Source organism: Sphingobacterium sp. MAE, from assembly GCF_056711605.1.
In genome coordinates, this window is the sequence record NZ_CM160044.1 from 2,122,112 (window position 1) to 2,140,044 (window position 17,933).

At 33.6% G+C, this 17,933-nt stretch carries 20 protein-coding genes and 1 pseudogene; 5 read left to right on the forward strand and 16 right to left on the reverse strand.

The window, feature by feature from the left end; all coding sequences use genetic code 11:
* Positions 1-210: 210 nt before the first annotated feature.
* The 5 genes and pseudogenes from AC06G9_RS08950 to AC06G9_RS08970 all read left to right on the forward strand — a co-directional run bounded on the left by AC06G9_RS08950 (position 211) and on the right by AC06G9_RS08970 (position 7,588).
* The gene (locus AC06G9_RS08950) at positions 211-417 is read left to right on the forward strand and encodes a helix-turn-helix domain-containing protein (protein WP_480957927.1); all 207 of its coding nucleotides are present in this window, start codon (positions 211-213) and stop codon (positions 415-417) included.
* A complete protein-coding gene (locus AC06G9_RS08955; protein ID WP_480957928.1) occupies positions 417-3,125 on the forward strand; it encodes a class I SAM-dependent DNA methyltransferase in 2,709 nt (902 codons plus the stop codon). Before AC06G9_RS08950 ends, AC06G9_RS08955 begins: the two co-directional genes overlap by 1 nt.
* A gap of 89 nt (positions 3,126-3,214) precedes the next feature.
* Positions 3,215-5,179: a DEAD/DEAH box helicase gene (locus tag AC06G9_RS08960; protein WP_480957929.1), complete on the forward strand. Its 1,965-nt coding sequence runs from the start codon at positions 3,215-3,217 to the stop codon at positions 5,177-5,179.
* Positions 5,172-6,383 (forward strand): GIY-YIG nuclease family protein, encoded by a 1,212-nt coding sequence (locus AC06G9_RS08965; protein ID WP_480957930.1) that lies wholly within the window; start codon positions 5,172-5,174, stop codon positions 6,381-6,383. Before AC06G9_RS08960 ends, AC06G9_RS08965 begins: the two co-directional genes overlap by 8 nt.
* 345 nt (positions 6,384-6,728) lie before the next feature.
* Positions 6,729-7,588: pseudogene (locus AC06G9_RS08970) on the forward strand (IS256 family transposase).
* Between the two features lie 115 nt (positions 7,589-7,703).
* On the opposite strand, the gene AC06G9_RS08975 reads toward AC06G9_RS08970, so the two are convergent.
* From AC06G9_RS08975 to AC06G9_RS09050, 16 genes are all read right to left on the reverse strand, one after another.
* A complete protein-coding gene (locus AC06G9_RS08975) occupies positions 7,704-9,458 on the reverse strand; it encodes a P-loop ATPase, Sll1717 family (RefSeq protein WP_480958176.1) in 1,755 nt (584 codons plus the stop codon).
* Positions 9,418-9,669 carry an AlbA family DNA-binding domain-containing protein gene (locus tag AC06G9_RS08980; protein ID WP_480957931.1) on the reverse strand — a complete coding sequence of 84 codons (252 nt, stop codon included), beginning with the start codon at positions 9,667-9,669 and terminating at the stop codon, positions 9,418-9,420. Before AC06G9_RS08980 ends, AC06G9_RS08975 begins: the two co-directional genes overlap by 41 nt.
* Positions 9,670-9,915: 246 nt before the next feature.
* Positions 9,916-10,101 carry a hypothetical protein gene (locus AC06G9_RS08985; RefSeq protein WP_480957932.1) on the reverse strand — a complete coding sequence of 62 codons (186 nt, stop codon included), beginning with the start codon at positions 10,099-10,101 and terminating at the stop codon, positions 9,916-9,918.
* A 425-nt stretch (positions 10,102-10,526) separates the two neighbouring features.
* Positions 10,527-10,994, reverse strand: coding sequence for an HIT family protein (locus tag AC06G9_RS08990; RefSeq protein WP_480957933.1), 468 nt, complete (start codon positions 10,992-10,994; stop codon positions 10,527-10,529).
* Positions 10,948-11,568 carry a hypothetical protein gene (locus AC06G9_RS08995; protein WP_480957934.1) on the reverse strand — a complete coding sequence of 207 codons (621 nt, stop codon included), beginning with the start codon at positions 11,566-11,568 and terminating at the stop codon, positions 10,948-10,950. Before AC06G9_RS08995 ends, AC06G9_RS08990 begins: the two co-directional genes overlap by 47 nt.
* Before the next feature lie 11 nt (positions 11,569-11,579).
* Complete coding sequence (locus AC06G9_RS09000) at positions 11,580-12,608, reverse strand: HNH endonuclease family protein (protein WP_480957935.1); 1,029 nt, start codon at positions 12,606-12,608, stop codon at positions 11,580-11,582.
* Between the two features lie 14 nt (positions 12,609-12,622).
* A complete protein-coding gene (locus AC06G9_RS09005; protein WP_480957936.1) occupies positions 12,623-13,045 on the reverse strand; it encodes a (deoxy)nucleoside triphosphate pyrophosphohydrolase in 423 nt (140 codons plus the stop codon).
* Complete coding sequence (locus AC06G9_RS09010; RefSeq protein ID WP_480957937.1) at positions 13,032-13,325, reverse strand: HNH endonuclease; 294 nt, start codon at positions 13,323-13,325, stop codon at positions 13,032-13,034. Before AC06G9_RS09010 ends, AC06G9_RS09005 begins: the two co-directional genes overlap by 14 nt.
* A gap of 91 nt (positions 13,326-13,416) precedes the next feature.
* Positions 13,417-13,911, reverse strand: a complete 495-nt coding sequence (locus tag AC06G9_RS09015; RefSeq protein WP_480957938.1) for a YDG/SRA domain-containing protein — start codon at positions 13,909-13,911, stop codon at positions 13,417-13,419.
* A 12-nt stretch (positions 13,912-13,923) separates the two neighbouring features.
* Positions 13,924-14,397, reverse strand: coding sequence for a hypothetical protein (locus AC06G9_RS09020; RefSeq protein ID WP_480957939.1), 474 nt, complete (start codon positions 14,395-14,397; stop codon positions 13,924-13,926).
* A 115-nt stretch (positions 14,398-14,512) separates the two neighbouring features.
* Positions 14,513-15,415 (reverse strand): hypothetical protein, encoded by a 903-nt coding sequence (locus AC06G9_RS09025; protein WP_480957940.1) that lies wholly within the window; start codon positions 15,413-15,415, stop codon positions 14,513-14,515.
* A gap of 170 nt (positions 15,416-15,585) precedes the next feature.
* Positions 15,586-15,933, reverse strand: a complete 348-nt coding sequence (locus tag AC06G9_RS09030; RefSeq protein WP_480957941.1) for an energy transducer TonB — start codon at positions 15,931-15,933, stop codon at positions 15,586-15,588.
* A gap of 81 nt (positions 15,934-16,014) precedes the next feature.
* Positions 16,015-16,272, reverse strand: a complete 258-nt coding sequence (locus AC06G9_RS09035) for a hypothetical protein (RefSeq protein ID WP_221197843.1) — start codon at positions 16,270-16,272, stop codon at positions 16,015-16,017.
* Between the two features lie 77 nt (positions 16,273-16,349).
* The gene (locus AC06G9_RS09040; protein WP_480957942.1) at positions 16,350-17,015 is read right to left on the reverse strand and encodes a DUF4919 domain-containing protein; all 666 of its coding nucleotides are present in this window, start codon (positions 17,013-17,015) and stop codon (positions 16,350-16,352) included.
* 159 nt (positions 17,016-17,174) lie between these two features.
* Positions 17,175-17,513: an energy transducer TonB gene (locus AC06G9_RS09045; protein ID WP_480958177.1), complete on the reverse strand. Its 339-nt coding sequence runs from the start codon at positions 17,511-17,513 to the stop codon at positions 17,175-17,177.
* Positions 17,470-17,913, reverse strand: a complete 444-nt coding sequence (locus AC06G9_RS09050; RefSeq protein WP_480957943.1) for a hypothetical protein — start codon at positions 17,911-17,913, stop codon at positions 17,470-17,472. The genes AC06G9_RS09045 and AC06G9_RS09050 overlap by 44 nt, the downstream gene beginning before the upstream one ends.
* Positions 17,914-17,933 lie beyond the last annotated feature (20 nt).

Here is a 17,933-nt window from a genome sequence, read left to right on the forward strand (position 1 = left end):
AAACTTGTTCTGAGACAAATTCAGGAAGAAAGAGACTGAGATAAATTTAGTTTGGCTTATATACTTTCTTTGGAGTGAATATAATCATTATATACACAGTTTTTCGAGATACCATTAAATAATTTCACTAATTTAGCGACAACAAATTAATGTTTGAAATAAGTAAAGCGATTCAGTGAGACATTCTAAAAGGTACAAAATCGAATTACAATGAACAGAATTAAGGAAGTGTTGGAACAAAAGGGAATTAAGCAAACTTGGTTGGCTGAAAAACGTGGGAAAAGCTACAATATGGTAAACGCTTATGCTCAAAACAGACAACAATCACGATTGGAAACTTTAATGGAAATAGCGGATATTTTGGATATAAACGTGAAAGAATTGCTAGTTTCCAACAAACCTGAACAAAGTAACTAATGAAATCAACTGAAATAAAGCATAACGTTCATAACCTGATTGATAACTTCTCAAAAGATGAATTTGTCTTTGATTTATTGGTGGCATACGGCATCTCTAAAACGTCTGTAACACGACTAAAAAAAGGAGATTACAATTTATCCAAAGTTGATGGGGAAATACTATACAAAAAGAAAATATTCTTTAAAGTTGAAGCATCTAACAAACTGCTGAGTAGCATTGAAGAGTTCGCAAAAGAAGAAAGAATCTTAAAATACCAACCTAGATTTGCAATTCTTACTGACTATAAACAAATAGTCGCCAAAGACCTGAAATTAGGCAAGAACTTAGACATTCGATTGGAAGAGCTATCCAAGTACTTTGACTTTTTTTTGCCATTAGCAGGTAGCGAAGTTTACAATTCTGGCAACAATAATGAAGCCGATAGAAATGCTTCCTATAAAATGGCTTCTTTGTATGATTTGTTGATTGATGAAAACCCAACTATTTACAACTCAAAAGAAAGCATTCACAACCTTAATATTTTCTTATCCCGTTTGTTATTTTGTTTCTTTGCAGAAGATACCGAGATATTTAAAGAGGAAAGTATTTTTACCGATACACTAGCACAACATACAGCAGAAAATGGAAAAGACACTCATACGTTTTTAGATGATTTGTTTGACCGTTTAAATACTGAAAATGCAGAACATCTTCCAGAATACCTTAGAAAGTTTGAATATGTAAACGGTGGTTTATTTGGTCAAAAAATAAATGCACCACTATTTAATTTCAAAGCAAGAAAAACGTTAATCGAACTTGGCGAACTAAATTGGAAAGACATTAACCCAGATATTTTTGGGTCAATGATACAGGCCGTGGTAATTCCTGAATATCGAAGCGATTTAGGAATGCATTACACCTCTGTAGAAAATATCAAAAAACTGATAAAACCTTTATTTCTTGATGAATTGTATGAAGCGTATGAAAACGCGACCACAGTAAACCATTTAAGAGCTCTTATAAAAAGAATTTCAAAAATCAAATTTTTTGACCCCGCTTGTGGTAGTGGAAATTTCTTGATTATTACTTACAAAGAAATACGCCTTTTAGAAATCAAGATTTTAGAGAAAATTACGGATTTAGAAGGCAGTGCACCCACTATAAAATGGACTGCAATACAGCTTTCACAATTTTACGGTATTGAAATAGACGATTTCGCCCACGAAATGGCAATACTTTCACTTTGGTTGGCAGAACACCAAATGAACAAAATTTTTGAAGAAATATTGTTTGATTATGGAAAATCAAAACCCATACTCCCATTAAAGGAAGCAGGACAAATTAAACAGGGAAATGCTACAAGAGTAGATTGGAATTCTGTTTGCCCAATTATTTCAACAGACGAAGTATATGTGATTGGAAATCCGCCTTATTTGGGTTATAGCCGACAAGATGAAACCCAAAAGGAGGATATGAAAATAGTCTTTTCACGAGTTAACAATTATAAAAAACTAGATTATATAGCGTGTTGGTTTTATAAGGGAACCAATTACATTCAGAATACAGATGCTAAATATGCATTTGTAACGACCAATTCTATAACGCAAGGGGAACAAGTTGCTTTACTTTGGCCACTTATTCTAAATCAAAGACAAGAAGTTGAGTTTGCTCATCAATCTTTTAAATGGACCAATAACGCCAAAGGAAACGCAGGAGTTTCAGTTGTAATAATTGGAATTAGAAACAATGATATTAAGCCAAAGTATCTATTTCAAGACAACTTGAAACAACTTGTGAAGAATATTAATCCGTACTTAGCACCAACAAGCAATATAATATTAAGTAAAAGAACAAAACCTTTATCAAATTTCCCCATAATGATGAAAGGGAGCCAACCTACAGATGGAGGTTACTTATTATTAGATAAAAATCAAAAAGAAGACATCTTAAAGATTCCGAATTTCCCCAAAAATATTATTAAATCATTTTACGGGTCTAATGAATATATAAATGGGGAAGAAAAATACTGCTTATGGATAGAAGATCAAGAGCTTGAAGTCGTTTCGAGATTTAATGGAATAAATCAACGACTAGATGGCGTAATACAAATGAGATTAAATAGCACTAAGTCTGCTACTAAGAAACTAGCACAATTTCCTCATAGATTTGGAGAAATTAGATATTTCAAAAAAGAAGTAATTATCGTTCCAACAATTACTTCGGAAAGAAGAGATTACATTCCTTGTGGTTTTCTTGACGAGAATACGATTGTCTCTAATACAGCACAAGCTGTCTATGATTTCTTGCCATATATGTTTGGTATTATTTCTTCGAGAATGATGCTAGTATGGGTTAAAGCAGTTGGTGGAAAGTTTAAAACAGATTATATATTTTCATCATCACTTTGCTACAATACTTTCCCATTTCCAGATATCACAAACAAGCAAAAGGAAAATTTAAATCTTTATGTTTTTGCCATATTAGATGAGCGAGCCAAGCATCCCAGCAAAACAATGGCACAGTTGTACAACCCAACTACAATGCCCAAAGGCTTGCTACAAGCACACCAAGAACTCGACACAGCTATAGAGCAATGTTACCGTTTACAACCATTCAAAAGCGACACCGAGCGTTTGGAATACTTGTTTAAACAGTATGGAGAAATGTTGCAAAAGGATACTCTTTTTGCAAAACAAAAGCCGTCAAGAAAAAAGACAGTGAAATGAATTCAGAAAAAAAACAAGTAAAAATGAGTTTGAAAAAGCCGAAAAAGACTTTCTCAAACAAATATAGACGACTATCAAAAAAATAACTAATGCCAAATTTAGTACACGTAACATACGACCAAACAGGAAAAAGTAAAAGTACCAATGCGTTTGGTATGCGAGAGATGCAGGAGAAAGCGTATGAAGGTAGAACTGCACAATATTTATTGCTAAAAGCACCTCCAGCATCAGGTAAATCGAGGGCTTTAATGTTTATTGCTTTAGATAAATTGCAACATCAAGGCATAAAAAAAGTAATTGTTGCAGTTCCTGAAAAATCTATTGGAGCATCTTTTGGCGCAACAGAACTAAAAAAATACGGTTTTTTTGCCGATTGGAATCCAAATCCAAAATACAATCTCTGTACACCAGGAGAAGAAAAAAGTAAAGTAACAGCTTTCTTAAACTTTTTAGATTCTGAAGAACAAATATTGATTTGCACACACGCTACGTTACGTTTTGCCTTTGATGGTTTAGAAGTAAAAAAATTAGATGATACTTTGGTCACTATTGATGAATTTCATCACGTATCAGCAGAAGGCGACAACATTTTAGGGCAAGTATTAAAAAGCATCATGGCAAATTCAAGTGCTCATATTGTGGCTATGACAGGCTCATACTTTAGAGGCGATAGTGTACCAGTTTTAATGCCAGAAGATGAAGCAAAATTTACGAAAGTAACCTACACTTACTACCAACAATTAAACGGTTACGAATTTTTAAAATCATTAGGTATTGGCTATCACTTTTATACAGGCAGGTATTTTAAAAAAAATCCTGAAACAGGAATTTCTGCTTTAGCAGAAATATTAGATGAGAATCAAAAAACAATTATTCATATACCAAGTGTAAACTCTGCTGAATCTTCAAAGCTTAAACACGATGAAGTTGACCATATTATTGATGTTTTGGGAACAATAGAATTTCAAGACGAAATCTCAGGAGTGATACACATAAAAAGTCACAAAACAGGCAAGATTTTAAAAGTTGCAGACTTAGTTCAAGACAATCCAAAATCAAGAGATAAAATAACTGCTTACTTACGAGAAGTAAAATCGGCAGATGATATAGATATAATTATTGCTTTAGGTATGGCAAAAGAAGGCTTTGATTGGCCTTATTGCCAACACGCTTTAACTATAGGCTATAGAGGTTCGTTGACAGAAATTATTCAGATTATTGGTAGAGCTACGAGAGACAGTAACAACAAATCTCACGCACAATTTACCAACCTCATTGCTCAACCTGATGCCCAAGATGAAGAAGTGAAATTGTCTGTAAACAATATGTTAAAAGCTATTACTGCATCTTTGTTAATGGAACAAGTATTAGCACCAAACTTCAAATTTAAACTAAAAAAGGATGAAAATGATGAAGACGATATGGATGATGAAACCACCATTAAAATAAGAGGATTTAAACTTCCAACTTCACAACGAGCCAAAGACATCATTGATACAGACCTGAATGACTTAAAAGCAAAATTATTGCAAGACCCTCAGATGCTTAAAGCAATGCCGGGCAATGTTGAACCAGAGGTTATCAATACTGTTCTAATTCCTAAAATCATCCGAGAAATTTATCCTGATTTAAGTGATGATGATATTGAAGCCGTTAGACAACACGTAGTTGTTGATTCGGTAATAAAAAATAGTACGATTGAAGAACAAAGCGACAAGAAGTTTATAAGAATGGCAGGCAGTTTTGTAAACATTGATGATATTCATATTGACTTGATAGACCAGGTTAATCCTTTTCAAAAAGCATTTGAAATTTTATCAAAATCGGTAACTACTCAAGTTTTAAAATTGATTGACGAGCATATTCAATCTACCAAGTTTGAAATGACCGAAGAAGAAGCGATTTTGTTATGGCCAAAAATCAAAGAATGGGTTAAGAATAATAATGGAGAGCAGCCAAACATTCAAGCGTTTGACCATAAGGAAAAAAGAATGGCGGAAGTACTGGTGTTTTTGAGAGAATTAAAACGGAAAAAAGCATTGGCAAATGGCTAAAAAGAAATTAACTATAGACGATATTTTTGATGATGACGATTTTGGTTTGTTAGATTCTAAAGCCAAAACTTCCTCTGTGAAAACTGATGATGAAAGGCTTATTGATTCCTTTGAAGAAATAAACTCATTCTTTGATAAAAACAAAAGAGAACCAAATAAGTCAAGTATGTCTGAATATGGTTTGAAGGCAAAATTGAAAAACTTTAGAGAAAATGAAGCTCAAAAGAAGATTCTAAAGCCATTTGACAGGCATAACTTATTGGGGTACGTAGAATTGGAAAAAGCAACCATTGATGATATTCTGAATGAAGATGATGAACTTGGTTTATTAGATTCGGATAAGGATTTGGACATTTTCAAATTCAAACACACGCCAAAACCAGAAGAAAGGGCTGACGCTGATTTTGTTGCACAAAGGAAGCCAATTAAAGAAAAAGAATTTGAGAAATATGAAACAATGTTTCTAAAAGTGCATAAAGAAATTAAAGAAGGAAAAAGGAAGATAAAGCCGTTTAAAAACATTGAAAAAAATCTACACGTAGGCGATTTTTATTTAATGGATGGCATCCTTTTGTATTTGGAATCTGCGAATTTGAAGACAGAAGAAAAAGAATTAGTTTCAGGAAGTAGAGTGCGAACTGAAGGACGCACGAGAACGGTTTTTGAAAATGGGACTTACAGTAATATGCTTTTTCGTTCTTTGGGTAAGCAAATCCAAAAAAACGGAAAACTTATTACCAATACTTATGAGAAAATCGAACAAGACTTGTTTGTTAATACGGGACTTGTAAAGGAAGAGGATGTACAATCGGGTTTGATTTATGTGCTGAAATCAAAATCTAGCAACACACAAATAGCAAACATTAAAGACTTATATAAAGTCGGTTTTGCCAGAAATTCAGTAGATGAGAGAATAAAAAATGCGAAGAATGAAGCGACCTATTTATTTGCGGATGTACAGAAAGTTGCGACTTACAAAGTATATAACAGAAATGCTGACAAATTAGAAGGTCTTTTGCATAGATTTTTCGCCAATGCTTGTTTAGACATTGACTTGTTTAATGAAAAAGGACAAAGATTAAATCCGAGAGAATGGTTTGTAGTTCCTTTTGAAGTAATCGAAGAAACAATCCAATTGATTTTAAATGAAAATATTGTGAATTACCAATATAACCCTGTGACGAAAAAAATTAAGTTAAAATAGAATAAGAACGGGGCTTCTGTTAGATATAAAACGCCAGTTCAGTTGCGAACTGACGTTGATAAAAACAATTGAGTAGGGAGTGTAACTTGAACAGTGTCATTGGATAACTAATCGGAACTTCTAATCTCTTTAAGAATATTTAGAATTTCTATCAAATTATTTTATGTTGCAAAATTGAGACTGTAAAATAGACTGTATCAAGAATAATAAATAGAAGTATTATTTTTGACATAGTAATTATGAGTATTAAAGAAAAGGATTTTGATCCCATAAAGGATAAAGCTCTGGAACAGTTACGCAGCGGAGAATCACTTTATGGCAAGAACGGAGCTTTTAGCTCCATTAATGAAAAAGTTTTTAGAAGCAGCTTTAGAAGCTGACAAGGAGAGCCATATGGACGAGACCCAACGGTCCGGTGGTAATCGGCGTAAAGGCAAGTCTAGTAAACAGATCCGCACTTCGGAGGGTACGATCGATGTCGAAACACCAGGTGATCTTCGATCTAACTTCGAGCCCCAACTCGTTAAGAAACGTGAGACTATTTTAGCTGAGAGTCTTGAGAAGAAGATTTTAGGCATGTATAGGCTTGGTATGAGCTTACGTGATATTTCGAATCAAATCAAGGAAATGTACGACACGGACATCAGCCACAGTACACTTTATTCCATTACTGATAAGATCATTCCTGAGATCGAGGAATGGCAATCAAGAAGCTTGGATTCTCTTTATACGATCGTGTAGATGGATTCCATGCATTACAAGGTAAAAGAAGACCATCGTTTTGTTTCTCGAGCAGTATACAATATCCTTGGCATTGATCGAAATGGGCACAAACATTTACTGGGAATGTATGTTTAGGAAAATGAGGGTGCTAACTTTTGGCTAAGCGTACTGACCGATTTACAGAACCGGGGCTTGGAGGATATCTTGATAGCCTGTATCGATAATCTAAAAGGCTTTTCAGAAGCGATACAGAGTATTTTTCCCGACACCGAAGACAGACCTGTGTCGTGCACCAGATTCGTAATAGCTTAAAATATGTGGCCAGTAAGGTCCAGAAGGAATTTATGAACGACCTAAAACCAGTGTGCCGAGCCAATACATTGGATCTTGCCGGACTGCGGATGGATGAACTTCAGTATAAATGGGGTGAAAAGTATCCGGTGGTCATCGACTCGTGGTGGCGCAACTGGGAATGGTGTTAGAGTTGCAATAACAACAAAGGGTAATCATCAGCCCTCAAAAAGTGAAAATTACCCCTTGACACAGTTTATTTTAAAATCCCCCTTTGTCTTAAAAGAATTATATTTCATAATTCTTTTAAGACAAAGGACTATAGACTTCAGTTTGATTACTTGGGTCAAGACCCCATCTAAACGCCATGTGAACCTCCCAGTCATATCCGAAATCTTCAAATTTTGGAACAAGATATCTGTTTTCCTCAAAATCTTTTCGTTCTATAGTTCCGTCTTCAAGTTTTTTTGTTGCAGTTATAAAGTTTATTTTATACAGAAATGCTGCAAGCTCTTTTGGAGTCGCGATCTTGCCATTGGAGAATTTAAAATCACCTCTTTCTATAATTTTGTTAATTTTAAAAGTTAATGTAGATGTTGTATAGTAAAAGTTATCTGCCGCCTTAAATGTTCTCTTATTTGGTTTCATTCCAAATATCAGCCTTTCCATATGAGGTAGTTCAGACTTATATTCATTTATAGTGTCTTGTATCCTATCTAATGAATATTCATCAAAGATGTTTTTTAAATCTTCTGTTCTAATTATTGTAGATTTACGTTCATAAGCTGACCTAGCGGCTAAAGTCAATAGTTTTACAAGGTCGCGGGGCCTTTTTCTTATGACTGACAGTAAGATTTTATACATTTCTTTATTTTCCCACTTTCCTTCTCCAGAAAAGATAGGTTCTATAATTTCTTTTAAATCTTTGGCAAGTGTAGACTGATGAGAAGATTTTAGTATTGTTTCATCAACTTTTTCTCCAAAAAATAACCTAACTCTTTTAACTAAGACACATAAGATTTCATGATGTGTCCATTTGTACCATATTACTGAGCTTTGAGTTTTGTCTGTGCTTTCGTCAGAGGTCCTGTATAAAAAGTAGACATCTGATCTGAGGGATATTTTGAACTGAATTTTTCTCGCTCCATCATTAATAATATCTCTTACCGCATTTAAAAGAGCAGATATTTTCGTAATATCAGACTTAGTTCCTTCCCATCCTCTATCTAAATCATCAATATATATGTTTATTATTGGGTTTGACAAAAATTTATTTAGTTGTTCAGTATACCCTTCACTTATAAGTCCTTCATCATTTGAATCAGATAATTCTTCTATGATATCATCAAATAATGTTTCCGGTGATAATTCTCTTGGTAGTTCAGTTGGTATCTTTAATCGAAATGCTGCAAGTGCTTTTTTATATATGAGAACTAATAATCCCTGTTTCCATTCTGATATTGCAGAAGATAAAGAAATTTCTTTTTTGCCAAAATTTGCAACATCTTCAGGTTTTACCTTTAAGGACAGTTTCCCCGACTCTTTATCTTCAAACATAGCGACATTGAAAAGCGCTGACTTACCAATACCTTTATGCCCTACTAAAATTCGTAATGGTAAATCAACTGCAATTTTATCAAAAATATCATTTTTAAAATAATATTCTTTTAATCTTTCAATATCCTCATCTTCAGCTGCTTCATTCCCGAAAAGTTTTTGAATTGTTATTTCATCGAATTTGAAATTACCTGACGATGCTGTATTTTTCTTTCTTGCGTTGAGTTGTTCAAGTTTAGGAATTGTTTTTAACCATTCTTCAAGCTTTATAACCTCTTCGTAAGTAGCAACTTCATTACTTGAGTTTCGTCTTACATAAATCTCCTTTCTTTCTATAATGGAACCTTTTGTTTTTAAAGGGGTGCAAGGTGTTGGATACCAGCATTTTGGAATTTCAATTATATGGAAAAATAAGCCATCATCAAAAAATGGATAAGATTGAAAATGTGGAATAGGGTTAGCCTTATCTTTTATTAATGCTTGGATTTTTGAACCATCTAATATTTCGTCCTTTTGATATCCCTATTTTTTCACCTTCATCATTTACCCCAATAATAATGTATGCAGACTCAGTTCTAACTGTATTCGTCATTGCAAGCAAATCTTTAAGAAAATCTAAGCTTTTATTAGGATCATTAAAGTAGGTTTTTTCTTTAAAATCAACGGTATCACTTTCACCATTTCTTACTATATTATTAAATAGGTTAGTATTCATTATTTTGCGATTTTACTATTTTTTTTATTATAAAATATATTTTTTTAAACTATTAAGATGTTTAAATAATTTACTGTTTTGGTATTAAAAATATTGCCGGTATTTTTAAATTATACTTATAATTTGTAATAGGCAAATATTAAATTTAATCAAGTGCTCAATATTCAAAGTGTGATTCTTTTTTAAATTTATCATCGGGTGAAGTTCGGACAGCATTCTATAATATCTTAAACATAATCAACTTTTTCACCCTTTTGCGTACCTATTCACATAAGAACTAACCTCAGTGGCATTAAAAATGTCGTAATCAAGTATCTGAATGAAGGGTATAACGGATGCATTTTTTGTTGCCTCTTCTGTTCCAATTTGTTCTTTTAAAGCATCTACGCGTTGGTGAAGCTGTTCAAGTTTCATTTGCAAATCTGTTTCCATAATTGTTGGTTATATAAAAGTTATTCTTTATTAGTCATGTTAGTTATTAATTCTTTAATCTGCAATACAATTGATGCTTACCATCAATAACTAATATCTTTTTACCTGTTACTTCTGTAAAGATTTGTATTTCCTCAAACTGTATAACCTCACCAAAATACATAAAATTATATGTAGGTTTTCTGGTTTCCCGTAAACAGATATTTCAAACAGCGTAATTCGTTTCTAAACTAAATAAGAAGTTAAAGAAATAGAAAACCGCGTAATGCGTATAAGTAAGTTCTATTTTGCTAGGTAATAATTGTTTGCTCTAAATATAGGTATTTCTTATTTAATATTATTATCAAAAACGCGATTATTTTTGATCAATTAAATGAAAATAGGGAGGGAATAAAAGATTTTACATGAAGATAAAGTTTTTATAATCAATAACTCCCTTTGCTAGGTATCACATGTCTTACACCACCTCGAGGGTTTTTCATATCGCCTGCGAAGCGGGGGATGAGATGGCAGTGGAAGTGAAATACCGTTTGGCTGGTGGTTTCGCCGCAGTTCATACCGATGTTGTAGCCGTCTGGTGTTGATTCGGCTTCTATAAGTGATTTGGCTAAGAGTATAGCATTGTCTAAATCTATTTTTTCGACATGAGTTAACTCAAAATAATCTTTACGTAGTTGTTTACTGATGATCAGTGTATGACCAGGAGAAACAGGAAAACCGTCTCGGATCAAAAAGAAATGTTCTGTCTGCCCAATATGTTTATCTAATGGTAATTCTAGAAAATTATTGATACTCATAGTTTGAAGTTTTAAAAATAGAATCAAATAATACTGAAATTTTGAAGAGTTATTGAAAAGAGACACTTTCCTCTGCTTCTCCTTTAACAGCTTCATTAATTATTTCTAATATATTTTGTATTGTTTTTAAAACTTCATTCTTGGGAATAATAATAGGTTCACCCGTAGCTCTGGGAATCTTTATTTTATCTTTAAATTCAGGTAGTATGATATCTAGCTCTTCGTCGCCAATGTTATTTGTATCTATAAATTTCCAACTGGAAGTTTCATCTTCCTTTATTGCCATTATATTAGTCACCGCAATCATCTTCTTCTCTTTATCCGGAATACTCATGACTATTAATTGAGGAATGAATTTGAAATAAATAGAGCCCAGTTTTATAGGATCCATTTTATTATAATTAATTACCGTATCTATTTTTGTCGTGTCATTATCTTGACGGCTAGCTAATGTTTCGTTAAATAGTTTTAATGCACTTTCTTCGCCCCCCAGGGCTTTAATTAAGCGAGGCGCGGTGTAACGTATGATCTCTTGGTTATTACCAGTTAAAGATGCTTGTATTATCTTTTCCAACGCGCTGTTTAGAGCGGTGTCTTCCTGAGCATAGCTCATGTTTGATCCAGTCAATATTAAAACGATAAACAGAACTATTACTTTGATTCCTTGCATATTCAAAAGTATTAAAATGTACCCGGTATTTCAATACTTGGGCTCCACTCGTGAATGGAGTGGGAGAGTGCTATATTATACTGTTGTTGTAAAAATAATCTTCGTTTATCCTTTGTCTTTCCTGTTTGATTCACAATTGTTTCTGCAAGAGGGTGTTTGCTTTCTATATAGAACTCGTTTCGATTATACAGCCGTTCTAAAAACCGACGATGCGGAACTCTCGCACTTTTAGCTATATTGATTTTTGGATCTGCTAATACAAGGTTCCACACACCATTAATATTGGCTTCTTCTCTAGCATGTGCTATTTTATGGATGTGGGGAAGGAAATGATCCACAGCGCAGATCTGTTCAGATCCTGGATTCACAAATATGTCTTGATAGGAGTAGAAGCATTTACCTTTTTGATAACCACTTAAAGCATCCCTTACACTAGTCATATTGATGCGGCGCATGAAATCCGATTCAACGTACAGCTGCTGTTTTAGAGCATCATGTTTTACTTCTAAAAGATTAGGATTGATCTGCAGACTCCACGCAGTCTCGACCAAATTCCATCTTGCATCGACTTCTTGATCTAAATTGATAAATTGTACAGTTTCCTTTAATTTGAAAATGTTGTCATTCAGAATAATTTCCTTTTTTCCCTCTATATAGTTTTTTTGATAAAAGGGATCGGTGATGATACCCCCATTAACGTTTTGAAAAGCATCCACCACGTTGACAAACCCTAATTTTGTTGTTGTTTGGATCAGCTGATCTTCGCTCAGCTTGCCATCGATATAAGATCTACAGGTATGGAGAAATTTACTTGATGAAGAGTTCCCTTGCTTATCACTTTTTTTAAGATGCTCAACAATATTTCGAGCAAATGGACTTGCCAGATCCTCTAAAGTGAGAGTCGTTTTATTTTGTTCTAATAGTTCGATTATGGCTTTAGCAAAGGCAAACTTATATGTTGCAGAGTTTTTACCAAAGAGGATAAGAGAACGCCATTGCGATTCAAGGCTAGGATCGTTGATTTGAAATTTAGTCAACATATAAGGTGATATCTTTAAGAAAGCTTTAGGTTTAATTTTTGAGATCGGATAAACGTTTCTATTAATGCCTCTGCAATAGGAACATCAGCAGGAGCCAGTTCCCACTTTAATAAATCTTCTATTGCTATCCATTCTATTTTATCATGATCCACCAATTTTTTTACTTCATATTTAGTATCGCAGACATAAGCGATAAGTTCAATGGCCTTTTGATCATAATGATGGATAACGGTTTTGAAATGATCTCCGACAGTTACGATAAGACCCAATTCCTCTTGAAGTTCTCTAGCTAAACATTCCTCATAAGTTTCATTTTCTTCCAGTTTTCCTCCTGGAAACTCCCAATACCCGCCTAAAGATTTTTCAGGTTTTCTACGACATATCAAAATTTGATGATCCTTTATAATAAGACCACATAATACTTTAGTTATAGCCATGAGTTTCTCGGTGATATTTAAGATTTTCTTTGTTTAAATCATGTTTGGTATTTATAGTGAGTTCACCTGAAACGGCACCAGTTAATGTTAGATCATCATTAATGGCGAAGATTCCTTTATCAAACATAACATGATGGTTAGGGCATAAGCAGATCAAATTATCGGAACTATCGTGACCATTGTGTGGTATGCCTAAAGGCTTGATATGGGCTCCCTCAGCATAATTTCCATTTTTAGTAGGGATTGAAATATTGCACACTTGACATTTGAAATCATACAACTTTTTAATGTTATGTGCGATTTTTGAATCTCGAACTATTCTTAAGATTGTACTTTCTTTTCTTTTCGTGGGTTCAGCAGAATATCTAACTTCAACTTCCTCTGCAGTATTTTCTAGTATTATTAGTTCCGCTGTATATTAATTTAAATTTGCAAATCTTAAAACCACTCTTTCCTTCTTCCTCCCAGGAGTCAACTACACTATACAGACCTGCATATGTATATCCTGATTTTGGAGAATACTTTGATTTGTGATTACTTCCTCTTATAACTCTAACGGGTAGTCCTTCATTTTGACTCTTGAGTAAGCCTGCATTTCCTCTGTTATTCCAAGATTGATCTTCAATTTGTTTACCTGTATTAGTATCATTACCACCCGCACCTGTATAAATTATTTCATCGCCTAAATCTTGATCATCTTCATAACCTCCAGAAAGTACAATTGCCGAAACACCCTCTTTTGCATTACCATCGATTCCTGCTCCCCAATTTCTATGAAAACTTGTGGGCATCATTTCTTTTCTACCTTCGAAGTGGTAACCTTCAGGGATATTGGCGATTTCGCCAAAGATTATAGGTCTTGTCATTCTTTCAATTTTCTAATTAATCCATCCCCAGATCACTGCACTAATCAAAAAATAAATTGCAAATGCAGCGATAATAACCCCGATTGCTTTTAAATATTTAAGGTTACCGTTATCATCATTTCTTAATAATTGTAGATTGAGCATAAATGCAACAGCTCCAATGCCACCACCTAGTGCGCCACCGCCAATAAATACTATGGAAAAGGGCATGACAGCTAATACTGCTTGATACCACTTTAGTTTTTCTACTATATTATATTTAAGGTTATTGATTTCTAAGACAGGTATGATATCTGGAAATGTAGCTTTTGGATATGCTTTCACAATATCTCCATTGTGATCTGGTACTAGAAAAGGTTTTCCTTTTTCAGTGGACCGCTCCACGAGTACTTCGTCTTTGTATAATGTTTGTTTACCTGTCCAAAAAGACACTTCTATTTCAAAGTTAGAATCGGAGAAATCTGGTAAGGTAAATTGATGTTTCATTTAACGTTATTATTTGTTCTCAAGATATTTGTCGGGATCGCTTACTTTAGCTTCTCAGCGATTGCAATTTTTTAATTTAGGATGTTATCTATCCATTATGTATTAGATATACTGCTTATTTTTTTGTGTAGTCATATGATCTTGCCTTTAAATTATAAGTGTAAAGTCTTTTAGACTCCCTGTAAAATTCAAAATAGAAGTCAAATGAACCGCCCACTATACCTTTGCCTGGTATGTATACAAAACGATCTATACCGCGGGGATAATTCCATCCGTCCACGATATTCCATGAAGCATATGTCCAAAATTTATAAGCTTTCTCTTTACCAATTGTAAATATATCTGACAGATACATCCTCATATATTGTTCGTTTGTTCCAAACGGTACCATTGCACTTATATTTTGATTGTAAAAGTAAACTGTCATGATAAAGGGTTCTCTGGGGAAGTCTTTCTTGTATATCTTCTCCATATCACGGATTGAAAGCTGGGTTTGCCCGATATTGATTACATTCATAGGTGTATTAAAGACGGTATTGTGATTTGCAAGACCGAAATACTGTGTAAAACAAAAGTTAGCTAAATAATAACCATCTTTTTCCTTCTTGACCAAAAGTATATCAAAGCGAGGCCCAAGCTTTAAGTAATGTGCAAAAGGTCCTTTAAAATATCTATTATAATCGGCAGGTTTTATAAAATTATCTGATGCAATATTTTCAATATTGATTTTTGTCCATAAACCTTTGTCATTTAGATTTGGAGGTAAAACAGAAATTAGTACCAAACCTTCTTGTTCTGGCAATATGATATTGAAAAGTTCAACGGTACTAGCAACACGATATAATGAATCCATCTTTAATGTATACCTTGCTACATCAAACGAGTGTTTCAAACTATCTAATAATATGTATTTCTTCTGTCCATAGGATGAATGTCCTATTGCACAAATAATACATACAACTATTATAATTCTCTTTATGATAATTTGACTATAATTCATCCCTTTTCTTGCTTCCATTTTTTAAATTTTTCTATCGCGTAAAAGCAAAATAAATCACATTAAACCAACTTAAGATGCTATGAAAATAGCCCGAAGGGTACATTTGTTTCTGCCCCATAAGGGTGCAATAGATCTTAGATATAATCTTTCAGTATTAAAAATTAATCCTATTTTGTTTGACATCTATTTTACTTTTTCGGTAATGTTAGCTTAAGTGGCAACGTATAGTTAACGGCTTTTTTTACACCATCAATTTCAGCTACTTTCCAGTTTTTAGCTTCAGAAAGTTTTTTTACGACGTGGTCATCCAAACCATAACCCATACTATCTTTAACTCTAATATTTGTTAAATTACCTTCAAGGTCAACTGTAAAGATATATTCGCCTCTGAGTTCTTTTTTACCAACTTCTTTTCGAGTCGGAAGTTTCATCGTTTTAGTGAAATCTAATGCCGAGCCCATAGGGTTATTTGATTGTGCCATCCCATTTAAAGAAAATGCTAGAAGCGATATTACTATCATTAATTGCTTTATCATGATTTTTTTGTTGTTGTATTTGAATTGTACTTTTAAATCGTCATTTTGGAAATGGAAGTAATGTAAATTGGCTATTCATATTTACTTATTATCCATTTTTCGTAATCTGTTATTCTTATCAGTTATAGCGAAGAAAATAACGTAAAACCAGCTAAAAATCCCATGAAGGATAGCATATCCCAATGATCTGTTTCTATCCCACGAAGTCACTACAGCTATCATAGAACCTAATCCAACCCCTGATTGGGTAATTGTTTTAACAGTTGTGTTTGTGGTCTCCTGTCCAAAAACAATAGTGGTCAGTGACATTAAAAATGTAAGTAGCGCTAGCTTTTTCATATTTCTAGTTATTATTGGCGGTTTTCTCTTAAATCATTTTTTAATGTTTCTATGCTCATAAAACCACACTCTGTATATTATTTTCTCAACTCTTCTTGTCTTAATAGTTTTCTAGAAATATCAAAAAATACTACTTTCGAAGGAAGGTATTCTGTCGGGTCAACCTCAAATTGGTCACATAGTCCTGATAGTTTTTGTGAATGCACTTTTTCTACATCATAGTATGTGTACAGCATATTATATTCATCAGATACATATATCACTTTAAATGCAGATTCGCAGGACAAGCCATTGCCACTAGAGGCGATTACTCTTCTAATTGCTCTAAATCTATCTTGATATTTTTTCCATTCAGTTTCAGGACGACCAGTTTCTTGTAAGGCATCGATCAAACAATCATTAGCTTTTAAACTAACTGGATTTACTGACAGTATCTTTTTTGCTTCGAGTATTAGACCTTCATAATTTTCTTCTTTTTGGAGTTTATTTAATGCTCTTTCATCGGGTTGATTTTTTAAATAAGCATCTTGAAAAGAAAAGCCATAGTATATTAGTGCATACTCGTCAATTGTTAACGTGTTATCAAAGTCGTTGAATCTTTGCAATAATATTGGATAGTATGTGCTCGAGTTTTTGTCTTCTACTTTTGCCTTAATTTCTGAGTAATCAATCTTTAATCCTTCTTGTGCTTTAAGAAGTATACTCATTGACAATATAAATGCAAGTATTAATAATTTTTTCATTGACTAATTGATTGATTTTTCTGTTTTACAAAAAGTATTACCGTTGCAATAATCTGAAGTATGAAAATGAGAAGTGTCAATATATCATTGATCGGATACTTTTTTAAAATTATTGCTTGTAATTGTATTACAGTTTTGAGCGCTATGTCCTAAACTTTTTTAGGGATTAAAATTCATGGGCAACTCCATGGTGATATCTATGTTTTTTCCTTCTTGCACACCTGGTGTCCATCGTGGCAAGGATTTTATAAAGTTAAGAGCTGCATCGTCCAGGATTGCATTTACGCTTTGGACCACTTTAGCATCTTTCACTCTACCGGTTTTGTCTACCACAAATTTTACTATTACTTTTCCTCTGCTGCCCTGGGCTTCATTAGGATAGATGAGGTATTCACTTACATATTCCGAGAAGGTTGATTTGCCTCGGTTGAAAACTGGCGCTTTTTGTAGCGCCTTAGACTCTAATACACGTTCTCCATTTTTTATAAGAAACCGTATTTACCTTTTCCTGCTGACGGGTTATCTTACCATCGCTATCCCACTCAGTTATTTTGGTAGGCTCATTTTCTTCAAATACCATCCAGCGATTTTTTTTACCTTTTTCATCCCACCAAGTAAATTCTCCATCTCTCGTTTCGGGTTCTAGTGTGCTGTACCAGCCATCCATCTGCATGATTCCATTTGGATAGTAATCCTGCACGCGTATTGGTTTCTTCTTTACCTCACGATATATGACACGGTAGAAATGCTTGTTTTCACGATCTGTCTTTTCCCATTTGGCATTATAATAAATCGTATCTCTGCTTTGTGCGTTTGCTTTATTAAGGATAAAAAAGCTTGCTGCAATTATTATCGATATGGATATACCCAGTGTATTCGAATTTATTCTATTCATCATTTATATAACCTTTTAACTCT

What these genes read in the sequence shown, in the direction of transcription:
- AC06G9_RS09005 (WP_480957936.1), bottom strand. Translation starts at nt 13,045, where the DNA reads ATGGCTATAACTAAAGTATTATGTGGTCTTATTATAAAGGATCATCAA.
- AC06G9_RS08950 (WP_480957927.1), top strand. Translation starts at nt 211, where the DNA reads ATGAACAGAATTAAGGAAGTGTTGGAACAAAAGGGAATTAAGCAAACT.
- AC06G9_RS09025 (WP_480957940.1), bottom strand. Translation starts at nt 15,415, where the DNA reads ATGGAAGCAAGAAAAGGGATGAATTATAGTCAAATTATCATAAAGAGA.
- AC06G9_RS09015 (WP_480957938.1), bottom strand. Translation starts at nt 13,911, where the DNA reads ATGACAAGACCTATAATCTTTGGCGAAATCGCCAATATCCCTGAAGGT.
- AC06G9_RS09000 (WP_480957935.1), bottom strand. Translation starts at nt 12,608, where the DNA reads ATGTTGACTAAATTTCAAATCAACGATCCTAGCCTTGAATCGCAATGG.
- AC06G9_RS09040 (WP_480957942.1), bottom strand. Translation starts at nt 17,015, where the DNA reads ATGAAAAAATTATTAATACTTGCATTTATATTGTCAATGAGTATACTT.
- AC06G9_RS08980 (WP_480957931.1), bottom strand. Translation starts at nt 9,669, where the DNA reads ATGAATACTAACCTATTTAATAATATAGTAAGAAATGGTGAAAGTGAT.
- AC06G9_RS08955 (WP_480957928.1), top strand. Translation starts at nt 417, where the DNA reads ATGAAATCAACTGAAATAAAGCATAACGTTCATAACCTGATTGATAAC.
- AC06G9_RS09030 (WP_480957941.1), bottom strand. Translation starts at nt 15,933, where the DNA reads ATGATAAAGCAATTAATGATAGTAATATCGCTTCTAGCATTTTCTTTA.
- AC06G9_RS08965 (WP_480957930.1), top strand. Translation starts at nt 5,172, where the DNA reads ATGGCTAAAAAGAAATTAACTATAGACGATATTTTTGATGATGACGAT.
- AC06G9_RS09035 (WP_221197843.1), bottom strand. Translation starts at nt 16,272, where the DNA reads ATGAAAAAGCTAGCGCTACTTACATTTTTAATGTCACTGACCACTATT.
- AC06G9_RS08985 (WP_480957932.1), bottom strand. Translation starts at nt 10,101, where the DNA reads ATGGAAACAGATTTGCAAATGAAACTTGAACAGCTTCACCAACGCGTA.
- AC06G9_RS09050 (WP_480957943.1), bottom strand. Translation starts at nt 17,913, where the DNA reads ATGATGAATAGAATAAATTCGAATACACTGGGTATATCCATATCGATA.
- AC06G9_RS09020 (WP_480957939.1), bottom strand. Translation starts at nt 14,397, where the DNA reads ATGAAACATCAATTTACCTTACCAGATTTCTCCGATTCTAACTTTGAA.
- AC06G9_RS08960 (WP_480957929.1), top strand. Translation starts at nt 3,215, where the DNA reads ATGCCAAATTTAGTACACGTAACATACGACCAAACAGGAAAAAGTAAA.
- AC06G9_RS08995 (WP_480957934.1), bottom strand. Translation starts at nt 11,568, where the DNA reads ATGCAAGGAATCAAAGTAATAGTTCTGTTTATCGTTTTAATATTGACT.
- AC06G9_RS08990 (WP_480957933.1), bottom strand. Translation starts at nt 10,994, where the DNA reads ATGAAGCTGTTAAAGGAGAAGCAGAGGAAAGTGTCTCTTTTCAATAAC.